Genomic DNA, 11575 nt, shown 5'->3' with positions numbered 1-11575 from the left:
TCTGCGCGGGCAATGTTGTGAACTTGAGACCCTTCAGGAAAGGCGGGCCTGCCGCATGTCGTGGCAAGCCACCGAGATGGTGGCGCCCGTCGCGCGTCTGGCCGGGCCATCCAAGCGTCGCCCTGCGCCTGTGCGGGGGGCAGCCATGAGCCGCCCGATCATCGCCATCCTGCGCGGGCTGACACCGGCCGAGGCGGTGCCGGTCGGGCGCGTTCTGCTTCAGGCCGGGATCGACCGGATCGAAGTGCCGCTCAATTCACCCGAACCGCTTCATTCGATCGCGGAACTTGCCGGGGCCTTCGGCGACCGGGCACTGATCGGGGCGGGCACGGTGCTGACCGAGGCGGATGTCGAGGCGGTGGCCTATGCGGGCGGGCGGCTGGTCGTTTCGCCCAATTGCGACCCTGTGGTGATCGGCCAGACCAAGGCGCACGGGATGGAAAGCTGGCCGGGCGTGATGACGCCGACGGAATGTTTCACCGCGCTTCAGGCGGGGGCGGACGGGCTGAAGCTTTTCCCCGGTTCCATGCTCGGACCCGACGGGCTGAAGGCGATCCGCGCCATCCTGCCGCGCGGGACGCAGGTCTTCGCGGTCGGCGGCGCGGGGCCGGAGAATTTCGCAAGCTGGATCAATGCCGGGGCAGACGGGTTCGGCATCGGCAGCGCGCTCTACAAGCCGGGCATGAGCCTGGCAGAGGTCGGCACACGGGCGCGCGCCATCGTCGAGGCCTTCGACGCCGCGCGGGGCGCGCATTAGCGCCGACCGACTCGCCCGTTGGCGGCTGTCGGCCCTCGCGCTGCCGGGGCCGTCGCAATCGCCCGGCGGTCGGCAGATTGATCTCGCTGAAGAAACAGCGCAGCGGCATGAGGCTGGATTGCTGGCCCGAACTGAGGCATCAAGACTATAGGCAGCATGTGGTTGGCTGCCGGGTGCAGGGTTTCAGCGATAGCGGTTGGTTGATGTCATTGACGGTCTGCAAGGCGGCGGGCGCTTGGCCCTGAGGCAGCCGCACGGCGGACAGGATCACCGCTGACCTTGAGATACCTGGGCGTGGTCAGGAGGAAGACAGGGAATGGGTCTGACATCGAAGCGCGTTCTGGTGACGGGGGGCGCGGGCTTTCTGGGCTCGCATCTCTGCGAACGCCTGCTGGACGCGGGCCATGATGTTCTTTGCATCGACAATTACTTCACCGGCCGCCGCGACAATGTTGCCCATCTGATCGGCAATCCGCGTTTCGAGATCATGCGCCATGACGTGACCTTCCCGCTTTATGTGGAGGTCGACGAGATCTACAACCTCGCCTGCCCGGCAAGCCCGGTGCATTACCAGCACGATCCGGTGCAGACGACCAAGACAAGCGTCCATGGCGCGATCAACATGCTGGGGCTTGCGAAGCGTCTGCGCGCCAAGATCCTTCAGGCCTCGACATCCGAGGTCTACGGCGACCCGACCGTGCATCCCCAGACCGAGGATTATTGGGGCAACGTCAACCCGATCGGCTTCCGGTCGTGCTATGACGAGGGCAAGCGCTGCGCCGAGACTTTGTTCTTCGACTATCATCGCCAGCACAAGCTGCGCATCAAGGTCGCGCGCATCTTCAACACCTACGGGCCGCGCATGCATCCGCAGGACGGCCGCGTCGTGTCGAATTTCATCATGCAGGCGCTTGAGGGCAAGCCGATCACCATCTACGGCGAGGGCAACCAGACCCGGTCCTTCTGCTTTGCCGACGATCTGATCGAGGGGCTGATCCGGCTGATGAACACCGGCGACGAGATCACCGGCCCGATGAACATCGGCAACCCGGTCGAGATGACGATCCGCGAACTGGCGGAACTGGTGGTCGATCTGACCGGATCGCGCTCGACGCTGGTCTTTGAGCCGCTGCCGCATGACGATCCGGTCCAGCGCCGCCCCGACATAGGCTTTGCCCGCAAGGCGCTCGGCTGGGAGCCGCAGGTCAAGCTGCGCGACGGGCTCATGCGGACCATCGCCTATTTCGACCGCCTGAGAAGCGGCGCGGCGGCACCATGACCCGGGAGCACGAGAGACAGACGATGCGACGGGCGCTGTGGCTTCTGGCCGCGACGCTCGGCCTCTTCAGCGTGCTGATCGTGAACGGGCGGCCGCTCTTCTATTTCGACACGATGGGCTATTACGAACAGGGCGTGGTCGCGCTTCGCAGCCTTGGTCTTCTTCCCGCGCCGGAAGCGCTCGCCGGTGGCGGCGGCGGCGCCACGCCCCATACCGTCGACGGTTCGCGCTCGCCCTTCTACTCGCTCCTTGCGGGCCTTCTCGCGGCGGTCAGCGCTTTCGACCTGCTGATCCTTTTCAATGTCGGCGTGCTTGTCGCCGCCATCGCGCTCGTCGCGCGGATCGTGCGGCGCCTCTATGCGCCCGCGCTCGATCCGGTTGCTTTCGCTGCGCTCGCGATCATTGCCGGGTCGTTCGGCTCGCTGCCCTTCTATGCCGCCTATCTGATGCCCGACCTCTTGGCACCGGTCCTCTTGATCACGGTCGCCGCGATCACCGCCTTTGGCCGCGACATGCGCCCGGCCGAGCTTTTCGCCGCCTTCCTGCTCGCCTCGATTGCCATCGTCTCGCACCTGTCGCATTACGGCATCGCCGCTGCCATGGTGCCTGCCGTGGCGCTTGTCGCCGTCCTTGCCGGGCGGCGGCGCTGGTGGCTGCCGCCGCTCATCCTGCTCGCGGTCGTTGCCGTGGGCTACGGCCAGCAGCAGGCCTTCCGTCTGATTGCCGCAAAGACGGTGAAATCCGATGTGGTGATCCAGCCCTATATCACCGCCCGCCTGATCCAGGACGGGCCGGGCTATGACTGGCTCGAGGCCAATTGCCCCGACACGGCCATCGTCACCTGCAAGCTCTGGGATGCGCTGCATATCTCCGACGATCCCTACCGGCTGACCGCCTCTCATATCGTTTTTGAGACCAGCAAGCGGCTCGGCTCCTACCGTCTGATGACGCCCGAGGATCAGAAGGCGGTATCCGACGCGCAGGTCGGTTTCTTCAAGGATGTGCTGAAGGACATGCCTTTCGCCGTCGCCGGGGCCTTCATCGTCAATACGTTCAAGCAATCGGCCATGGTCAGCGTCGACATGACCATCCCCACCGAACAGATCGAACGGCGCAACCGTGTGGTGACGGAAACGCTGACCGGGCCCCTTGTGCGCGGGCGGCTGGCCGGGGACCGGCGCTGGATCGACACGTCGGTGCGGCTGCACCGGATATATTATGCCGCGGCGCTCCTCCTGTCGGTCGTGCTCCTTCTCGGCCCCGGCCTGCCGAAGGGGCTGCGGGTCTTCGGCGTGATGATCCTTCTGGGCGTCCTCGCCAATGCCTTCGTCTGCGGCGGCATATCCCAGCCCGCGAACCGCTATGGCGCGCGGGTGGTCTGGCTGGTACCGATGCTCGCCGCGATGCTGCTTTACTGGTCGGCCCGCCCGCCCGCTGCGCGCGAGAAGCTGTGATGACCGCCGTCCCCACCATTTCGGTCATCGTCCCGGCCTTCAGAGCCGAGCATCTCCTGCCGCGGGTGCTGGAGCCCTTGATGGCCATGCACAAGCGCGGCGAGGTCATGGAAGTGATCGTGGTCGACGACCGCTCGCCCGACCGGACGGGCGAGGTGGCGCGGATCATGGGCGCGCGGGTGATCGTGACGCCGAAGAACGGTGGCCCCGGTGTCGCGCGGAACCTGGCCGCGAAGGCAGCGGCGGGCGAGGTGCTGTGGTTCGTCGACAGCGACGTGATTGCCTGGCCCGACGGCGCGCGCCGCCTGCAGGCCACCTTCGCCGACCCGAGCGTCGCCGCCGTCTTCGGCTCCTACGACACGACGCCCGAAGGCAGCTGGTTCGCGCGCTACAAGAACCTGATGCACCGCTATTACCACCAGACCGCGCGCCGTACGGCGCGCACCTTCTGGGCGGGTTGCGGCGCGGTCCGGGCCGACTGGTTCGCGAAAGTGGGCGGGTTCGACGTGGAAACCTACCGCGTGCCGTCCATCGAGGATATCGAGCTTGGCTACCGCATCCACGCGGCTGGCGGCGTGATCTGCGTCGATCCGGCCCTTCTGGGCAAGCATCTGAAGCAATGGACGATCCGCCAGGCGATCCACACCGACATCTTCCGCCGCGCCCTGCCCTGGTCGCGGCTGATGATCGCCCGCGAGGGCCTGTCGGACGATCTCAACACCTCGCGGAGGGAGCGGGCGCGGGCGGTCCTGGCTGGGACTTTCCTACTGTCCGTTCTTCTCATGCCGTTGATCGGCTGGGGCTGGGCGGCAGGTCTTCTGGCACTCGTCCTCGTGGCCAACTGGCCGCTACTCGCCTTTTTCGTCGCCCATCTCGGCCTTCTCAGGGCCTTTTTGGCGATCCTCTATCATCAGGTCTATTATGTATATTCGGCGGGCGCCTTTGCCTGGTGCCTGATCGAATATCATGTCTTTGGCGTAAGGAACCGTTTGCATGTCCCCTGAAGATCAAGGTGCGAAGGTCGCCACGAAGCCCGCCGCAAAGCCCGCGCGCACAAGCCGTGTGGCGAAGGAAAGCCTGCCTGCCGTGAAAGTCGCGGACGGGTTCGAGGGGCTGTCGCTTTCGGTGGTGATACCGGCCTACAACGAGGAAGGCGCGGTGCGCCAGACGATCGATGACGTGCGCGCCGAGATGGACGCGACCGGGGTGCCTTACGAGATCATCGTCATCGACGACGGATCCGAGGACCGCACGCTGGAGATCGCCCGCGAAACCGGCGTGGTCGTCGATACCAATCAGGTGAATACCGGCTACGGCGCGAGCCTCAAGCGCGGCATCAGGCATGCCCGGCACGACTATGTGGCGATCATCGACGCCGACGGCACCTATCCGGCGCGCTACCTGCCCGAGATGCTGAAGATGTGCCGCGATCAGGACATGGTGGTCGGTGACCGGGGCGCGGCGATGAAGAACGTGCCCTGGATCAGGAAGCCCGCGAAATGGGTGTTGAACACCTTCGCCTCTTTCCTCGCCGAACGGAAACTCAACGACCTGAACTCGGGCCTGCGCGTCTTCCGCAAGTCCGAGCTTGTGCCCTTCATTCCCCTTCTGCCGCAGAAGTTTTCCTTCACCACGACGATCACGCTCTGCATGTCCTGCAACGGCAAGCGGATGATCTATACGCCGATCCAGTATGGCAAGCGCGTGGGCAAGTCGAAGATCCGGCCGGTGGATTTCATCAACTTCATCATCCTTGTGCTGAGGATGACCGTGCTTTTCAACCCGCTCCGGGTCTTCATTCCGCTCGGGCTGGGGCTGATGGGCGTCGGCGCGATCAAGTTCTTCTATGACATCTGGATGGACAACCTGTCGGAAACCACGATCTTCGCCTTCCTGTCGGCGCTGATCATCTGGTCGCTGGGGCTCATCGCCGACATGATCTCGCGCCTGCATCTGAGGCCCTGAGGTGACGCGTACCGTACCGACCCCCGGCCGGGCCTCGTCGTCGGCCTTCGGCCGCTCCTCGGGCGTGCGGCCGGAGGCGCCCGCGATGAGTGCCGAAGGCATCGAAGAGCGGCGCCCTTCCGCGCAGGGTCGGCGATGAGCCGCGCCCTGCGCAAATGGCTGATCCGCGCTGCGGGCTCCTTCGGGGCCCTCGCGCTCATCTTCTGGTTCCTGCCGAAGGAGGCGATCCTCGAGGGTTTCGCCCGCCTGACGCCCGGCCTCTTCCTCGGCGTCTTCGCGGCCTTTCTTGCCGCCCATGTCGCGGCCGCCTGCAAATGGTGGCTGCTGATGGACCGCGCGCTGCCTTTCGGGCAGGCGCTGCGCGCGCATTTCGCCGGGCTTGCCGCGAACCTCGCCTTGCCGGGCGCCGCCGGCGGCGATGCGGTGCGCGCGGGTCTTGCGCATGTGGCGCTGAAGGACGGGCCGAAGGTTGCGGCCGCAGCCGTGGGCGACCGGCTGATCGACATGGTGGGTCTGGCGGGCCTCAGCCTTCTTGGCCTCGCCTTTCTGGCGAAGGGCGGCAATCCCGCGCTCGCCTGGACCATGGCGGGCGTGATCATCGGCGGCGCCATCCTTGCCTTGTTCATTTTTCCCGCCGTGGCGCGCGGGCTTTGGGGGCGCTTTCCCGCACTTCCCGCGAAGGGGCTGGCGCTGAGGCTCGCGGACGCCTTCGGCCGCCTCGGGCGGCGGCCTTTGCTCCTTCTCTTCGCGCTGCTCTTTTCCGCTGCAATCCAGTCGCTCTTGATCTGGCTTTCCGTGCGGCTTGCGCTGCCCGTCGGCGTCGATGTGCCGCTCGCCGCCTGGTTCTTCGCCTGGCCGCTCGCCAAGATCGTCTCGACACTGCCGATCTCGCTCGGCGGGCTCGGCGTGCGGGAAAGCTCGCTTGCCGCCCTTCTGGTGCCCTTCGGTGCCAGCGCGCCCGAAGTGGTGGCCTCGGGCCTCGCCTGGCAGGGCATTCTCTATCTGACGGGCATCCTCGGGGCGCTCGTCCTGACCTTTTCTGGCCTGCGCCTGACCGGTGCGGCCAAAGTGATTGAGGACTGAAAATGGCGGAAAAGCCGAAAGTGATCGTTCTGGGTGCCGGGCCCGCCGGGATTGCGGCGGCGCATGCGCTGACCAAGGCGCGCAAGGCTGACGTGCGGGTGCTGGAGCGTGCGGAGCGCGCGGGCGGCAATTCCACCAGTTTCCAGATCGAGGGCATCTGGTGCGACTATGGCTCGCACCGCTTCCATCCGGTCGCGGACCCCGCCGTCATCGCCGATGTGAAGGCGCTTCTGGGCGACGACCTCCTGCTGCAGCCCCGCCATGGCCGCATCCGTCTTGGCGGGCGCTGGATTCATTTCCCGCTGAAGCCTTTGGACGCGCTTTTGCGCCTGCCGCCTGCTTTCGCTGTGCGGCTTTTCGGCGACATGCTATTGAAGCCCTTCCGCAAGAAGCGCGGCGCGGCGCGGAGCTTTTCATCGGTGCTCTACGACGGTCTCGGGCCGACGATTTCGGAAAGCTTCTACTTTCCCTATGTGAAGAAACTCTGGGGCCTTGATCCCGACAAGCTTGCGGTGACCTTGGCCGAGAGGCGGGTGTCGTCGGGCTCGGTCGGCAAGATCCTTGGCAAGATGCTGCGAATGGCTCCGGGCATGAAGGGGCCGACGACCGGCCGGTTCTATTATCCGAGGAAGGGCTTTGGCCAGATTTCCGAGGCGATGGTCGCCGCCTCGACGGCGGCGGGCGCCGAATATGCCTTCGGCGCGGATATAAGCAGGATCGAGCGCGAGGGCGATCGCGTGACCGGCGTGGTGGTCAAGGGACCGGCGGGCGAGGAGAAGCTGACTGCCGATCAGGTCTATTCGACCATCCCGCTGACGACCGCTGTGCGGCTGATGGACCCGCCCGCGCCGGAGGCCGTGCAGGCGGCGGCGAAGGCGATCCGGTTCCGGGGCATGATCCTCGTCTATCTGATCCTGAAGACCGACCGGTTCACCGAGTACGATGCCCATTACTTCCCCGAACTGTCGATGCCGCTGAGCCGGATGTCGGAGCCGAAGAACTACAATTCCGCGACCGGGCCGAAGGGGCTGACGATCCTCTGCGGCGAGTTGCCCTGCAATCCGGGCGAGACATGGTGGGACATGTCGGACGAGGAGATCGGGCGGCATTATGTGCGCTGGCTGAACGATCTGGGCCTGCCGGTCAGATGCGAGGTTCTGCGCTGCGAGACAAGGCGCATCGGGCAGGCCTATCCGGTCTATGACCTCGACTATCAGAAACATTTCGAAGTGATCGATGGCTGGCTTTCTTCGCTCGACGGGTTCCTGTCGTTCGGGCGGCAAGGGTTGTTTGCCCATGACAATACCCATCATGCTTTCGCGATGGCCTATGGCGCGGCCGAGGTGCTGACGCAGGACGGGTCAGTCGACCGGAGGGCCTGGGCCGAGCGGCGGGCGGAGTTCGAACATCACCGGGTGGAGGATTGATGGGGCGCGAACGCGTATCGTCCCGCCTGCGGCGGGCCGACCCGCCGGGGAGGCGCTGCCTCCCCGGACCCCTCCGGAGTATTTTCGGACAGAAAGTAGATATGGCGTTTGGGAGCGGAACCTGAGGTGGGCTGGCGGACCTCGATCCTGATGTATCATTCGATCTCGACGGTCGGGGGCGCGACGGCGATCGCGCCCGAGGTCTTTGCCGCGCAGATGAAGCTGCTGGCCGAGGCGCGGGTGCCGGTCCTTTCGCTTGACGACTGGTATGCGGCGCGGATCGCGGGGACCCTGCCGCGCCGGTCGGTGGTGATCACCTTCGACGACGGGTTTGAGGATTTCGCCGATGCGGCCTGGCCGGTGATGAAACGCTACGGTTTCCGGCCGATCGTCTATCTGCCGACGCAGTTCGTGGGGCGCCCCGAGGGCTGGCGCGGCATCGGGCAGCCGCCGCGGCCGCTGATGGACTGGGCGACAGTCGCGCGGCTGGCGGGCGAAGGGGTGCTGTTCGGCAGCCATACGCGGACCCATTCCGACCTGACGGAGCTGGCGCCCGCGCAGCTGATCGAGGAGCTGGCGGTGGCGAAACATGAGATCGAGGCCGAGCTGGGCCGCCCCTGCCCGCATTTCGCCCCGCCCTATGGCAAGGCCGCGCGGCGGGAATGGGCGGCGATCAGGGGCGCCTATGAGACATCGGTCGGCACGCGGCTGAACGAGGTGGGGCCGGGGGATGACCGTTTCGACCTGCCGCGGCTCGAGATGTATTATTTCACCGATCTTCGCCGCTGGCGCGACCATCTGGCGGGACGGGGAGCGGCCTATCTGGCGCGGCGCCGGGCGCTGCGCTGGCTCAAGGGGCGGCTGATGGCGCCCTGGGCCGGGCTTTGATGAGCGTCAACCGCGCCTTCGGCCGCGGCGTCGCCTGGATGGCCGCGGGCAACTGGCTGGAACAGGCGGTGAATTTCGCCGTCTTCGTGGTGCTCGCCCGGCTTCTCGGCGCGCGCGATTACGGGCTTCTGGCCATGGCTTCGGTCTTCATCGTCCTTTCCGAAAGTCTCGTCCGCGAAAGCCTGTCGGAATATCTGATCGCGGCGCGCGAGGCGGGGGCGCGGGAACTGAACGCGACCTTCTGGCTGCTGGTCGGGCTTGGCGGAGGGCTCGGGGTCTGTCTCTGGGCGATCGCGCCCCTCGCGGCACAGGCCTATGGCGAGCCGCAGGTGGCGACGCTGATCCGGGCGCTCGCGCCATCGGTCCTGATCGTGGCGCTGAATGCGGTGCCGGTCGCGATCCTGAGGCGCGATCTGGCCTTCCGCATCCTCGCGATCCGGGCGGTGGCCGGGGTGATCCTTGGCGGCATCACCGGCATCGGCATGGCTTTGGCGGGATTCGGGGTCTGGAGTTTCGTCGGCCAGTGGCTGGTCCTGATCACGACGAACGCCGTCCTTGCCTGGGGGGCGGTCCGCTGGCGGCCTGGCCTTGATGTGGCGCGCGCCGATCTTGCGCGGGCAGCCGCCTTTGGCGGGCAGGTTCTGGGCCTGCGCGCGGGGGAGCTGGCCGGCACGCAGGTGCCGACGCTGGTGATCGGCGCGACGCTCGGGCCGGAAGCGACCGGGCTCTATGCCGTCGCCTGGCGGCTGGTCGAGACGCTCTCGTTCCTCATCGTCACGCCGCTCCGACAGGCGTCGCAATCGGCCTTCGCGGCGCTGATGCGGCAAGGGGGCGACGCGGGCGCGCTGCTCCTCGATCTCGGGCGGCTGACGGGGGCGGTCGCGATACCTTTCTTCGCCGGGCTGTCGCTCTTGGCCGCGCCGATGATCGCGGTCGTCTTCGGCGAGGCCTGGGCGGGCGCGGCACCGGTCCTGTCGGTCCTTGCCGCCATGGGGGTCTATATCTGCATCGCGCGGGTCCAGGTCGCCTTCTGCCTTGCGGCGGGGCGCGCGGCGACGGTGGCGCTTCTGGCCTGGGGCGTGGCACTTCTGATGGCGGGGCTCATCTGGCTGGCCGCCCGGTTCGGCATCGCCGCGGTCGCGGGTGCGGTGGTGGTGGCGCACCTTCTGCTCTGGCCCCTCTATTTCAGGCTGGTGGCTGAGATCGCCGGGCGACGGGTGCCTGGCCTTGCGGTCTGCCATCTGAGGCCGCTGGCCGGCGCGGGGATCATGGCGCTTTCGGTGCTGGGCACGATGCGCCTGCTTGGCGCCACACATCCCGTCGCCGTGTTCGCCGCCGCGGTGCCGGTCGGCGTCGCGGTCTATCTCGGCTTCGCCCTTGCGGCGATGCGCGACCGGTTCGCGCTGTTCATGCGCGTTGCAAGGGGCGAGGAGGCGTGATGCGCAGACTGAAGATCCTGATGTTCACAACCTTCTACCCGCCCTATTCCTTCGGCGGCGACGCGGTGGGCGTGCAGCGCATGGCCCGTGCCCTTGCGGCGCGCCGGCATGAGGTGACGGTTGTCCATGACGAGGACAGCTATCTGATCCTCGGCGGCAAGGTTCAGGCAGAAGGCGCGCCGGACGGGGTGCGGCGGATCGGCCTGAGGGCACGCAACGGGTTTCTGTCGAACCTTCTGACCCAGCAGACCGGGCGACCGGTCTGGCACGGCGCGCGCATCCGCGCGCTGATCGAGGAGATGCGCCCCGATATCCTGTGGTACAACAACATGTCGCTCGTCGGCGGGCCGGGGCTTCTGGACCATGGGGATGCGTTCAAGGTCTATGAGGCGCATGAACATTGGCTCGTCTGCCCGACCCATGTGCTGTGGCGGCACGGGCGGGAACTGTGCGACGCGCGCCAGTGCCTGCGCTGCGTGGTCAGCTATCGCCGCCCGCCGCAGCTCTGGCGCCATACCGGGCTTCTTGACCGCGCACTCGACAAGACCGACCTGATCATCGCCAAATCGGACTTCTCGCGCGACAAACATGCCGACTTCGGGCTGAGGCAACCAATGACGGTCCTGCCCTATTTCCTGCCCGACCTCGATCACCGCGCGGTCGAGCCTTACCGGGGCCATCCGCGCCCCTATTTCCTGTTCGTGGGGCGGCTTGAGAAGATCAAGGGCCTGCAGGACGTCTTCCCGGCGATGGACAAATACCCTGACGCCGACCTCCTGATCCTCGGCGACGGCGATTATGCGGCGGAACTGAAGGCCCAGGCGGCGGGCAATCCGCGCATCCAGTTCCTTGGCCGCAAGAGCCCTGACGAGCTCAACGCCTATTACCGCGGCGCGCTGGCGCTGATCGTGCCCTCGGTCTGCTACGAGACGTTCGGGATCATCCTGATCGAAAGCTTCCGGCTGGGAACGCCGGTGATCGCCCGCCGCCTCGGCCCCTTCCCCGAAATCGTGGAGACGGCGGGCGGCGGCCTTCTCTTCGAGACGGAGGCAGAGCTTCTGGCCGCCATGGGCCGGATGCAGGCGGACGCGGCATCGAGGGAAAGCATGGCGGCAGCGGCGCGCGGCGCCTTCGAAGCCAACTGGCGCGAGGACCGGGTGCTGGCCGCCTATGGCGCGGCTTTCGCCGCCGCTGCGCGGGCGCGCGGGCGGTGTGATCTCGCCCGCGACCTTGAAGAGGGCGCCTTCGAGCGCGGCGCGCGCGAAGGCTGAGGCCTCATCGGC

At 66.9% G+C, this 11575-nt stretch carries 10 protein-coding genes; all 10 read left to right on the top strand.

Going from position 1 to position 11575, the window contains the following annotated elements:
* Positions 1-145: 145 nt before the first annotated feature.
* The 10 genes from P0645_RS06855 to P0645_RS06810 all read left to right on the top strand — a co-directional run bounded on the left by P0645_RS06855 (position 146) and on the right by P0645_RS06810 (position 11563).
* Positions 146-757 carry a 2-dehydro-3-deoxy-6-phosphogalactonate aldolase gene (locus P0645_RS06855; RefSeq protein ID WP_284163837.1) on the top strand — a complete coding sequence of 204 codons (612 nt, stop codon included), beginning with the start codon at positions 146-148 and terminating at the stop codon, positions 755-757.
* 316 nt (positions 758-1073) lie between these two features.
* Complete coding sequence (locus P0645_RS06850; protein WP_284163836.1) at positions 1074-2036, top strand: UDP-glucuronic acid decarboxylase family protein; 963 nt, start codon at positions 1074-1076, stop codon at positions 2034-2036.
* 23 nt (positions 2037-2059) lie between these two features.
* Positions 2060-3490, top strand: coding sequence for a glycosyltransferase family protein (locus P0645_RS06845; RefSeq protein WP_284163835.1), 1431 nt, complete (start codon positions 2060-2062; stop codon positions 3488-3490).
* The gene (locus P0645_RS06840) at positions 3490-4494 is read left to right on the top strand and encodes a glycosyltransferase family 2 protein (protein ID WP_284163834.1); all 1005 of its coding nucleotides are present in this window, start codon (positions 3490-3492) and stop codon (positions 4492-4494) included. The genes P0645_RS06845 and P0645_RS06840 overlap by 1 nt, the downstream gene beginning before the upstream one ends.
* Positions 4484-5455: a glycosyltransferase family 2 protein gene (locus tag P0645_RS06835; protein WP_284163833.1), complete on the top strand. Its 972-nt coding sequence runs from the start codon at positions 4484-4486 to the stop codon at positions 5453-5455. Before P0645_RS06840 ends, P0645_RS06835 begins: the two co-directional genes overlap by 11 nt.
* Positions 5456-5590: 135 nt before the next feature.
* Positions 5591-6538 carry a lysylphosphatidylglycerol synthase transmembrane domain-containing protein gene (locus P0645_RS06830; protein WP_284163831.1) on the top strand — a complete coding sequence of 316 codons (948 nt, stop codon included), beginning with the start codon at positions 5591-5593 and terminating at the stop codon, positions 6536-6538.
* A 2-nt stretch (positions 6539-6540) separates the two neighbouring features.
* Positions 6541-7965 (top strand): protoporphyrinogen/coproporphyrinogen oxidase, encoded by a 1425-nt coding sequence (locus P0645_RS06825; RefSeq protein WP_284163830.1) that lies wholly within the window; start codon positions 6541-6543, stop codon positions 7963-7965.
* A 126-nt stretch (positions 7966-8091) separates the two neighbouring features.
* Entirely contained in the window at positions 8092-8853 is a 762-nt protein-coding gene (locus tag P0645_RS06820) for a polysaccharide deacetylase family protein (RefSeq protein ID WP_284163829.1), read from the top strand.
* On the top strand, positions 8853-10292 hold the full coding sequence (locus tag P0645_RS06815; protein WP_284163828.1) for an oligosaccharide flippase family protein: 1440 nt from the start codon (positions 8853-8855) through the stop codon (positions 10290-10292). The genes P0645_RS06820 and P0645_RS06815 overlap by 1 nt, the downstream gene beginning before the upstream one ends.
* Positions 10292-11563 (top strand): glycosyltransferase, encoded by a 1272-nt coding sequence (locus P0645_RS06810; RefSeq protein WP_284163827.1) that lies wholly within the window; start codon positions 10292-10294, stop codon positions 11561-11563. The genes P0645_RS06815 and P0645_RS06810 overlap by 1 nt, the downstream gene beginning before the upstream one ends.
* The last annotated feature ends 12 nt before the right edge of the window (positions 11564-11575 follow it).

Source organism: Frigidibacter sp. SD6-1, from assembly GCF_030143255.1.
Taxonomy (GTDB): domain Bacteria; phylum Pseudomonadota; class Alphaproteobacteria; order Rhodobacterales; family Rhodobacteraceae; genus TMP-24.
The sequence above is the reverse complement of the archived record's forward strand: the minus strand, read 5'-3'. Positions and strand labels throughout refer to the sequence as shown.

Coding starts and splice junctions, on each gene's coding strand:
- P0645_RS06830 (WP_284163831.1), top strand. CDS start 5,591: ATGAGCCGCGCCCTGCGCAAATGGCTGATCCGCGCTGCGGGCTCCTTC.
- P0645_RS06810 (WP_284163827.1), top strand. CDS start 10,292: ATGCGCAGACTGAAGATCCTGATGTTCACAACCTTCTACCCGCCCTAT.
- P0645_RS06840 (WP_284163834.1), top strand. CDS start 3,490: ATGACCGCCGTCCCCACCATTTCGGTCATCGTCCCGGCCTTCAGAGCC.
- P0645_RS06845 (WP_284163835.1), top strand. CDS start 2,060: ATGCGACGGGCGCTGTGGCTTCTGGCCGCGACGCTCGGCCTCTTCAGC.
- P0645_RS06815 (WP_284163828.1), top strand. CDS start 8,853: ATGAGCGTCAACCGCGCCTTCGGCCGCGGCGTCGCCTGGATGGCCGCG.
- P0645_RS06855 (WP_284163837.1), top strand. CDS start 146: ATGAGCCGCCCGATCATCGCCATCCTGCGCGGGCTGACACCGGCCGAG.
- P0645_RS06850 (WP_284163836.1), top strand. CDS start 1,074: ATGGGTCTGACATCGAAGCGCGTTCTGGTGACGGGGGGCGCGGGCTTT.
- P0645_RS06835 (WP_284163833.1), top strand. CDS start 4,484: ATGTCCCCTGAAGATCAAGGTGCGAAGGTCGCCACGAAGCCCGCCGCA.
- P0645_RS06825 (WP_284163830.1), top strand. CDS start 6,541: ATGGCGGAAAAGCCGAAAGTGATCGTTCTGGGTGCCGGGCCCGCCGGG.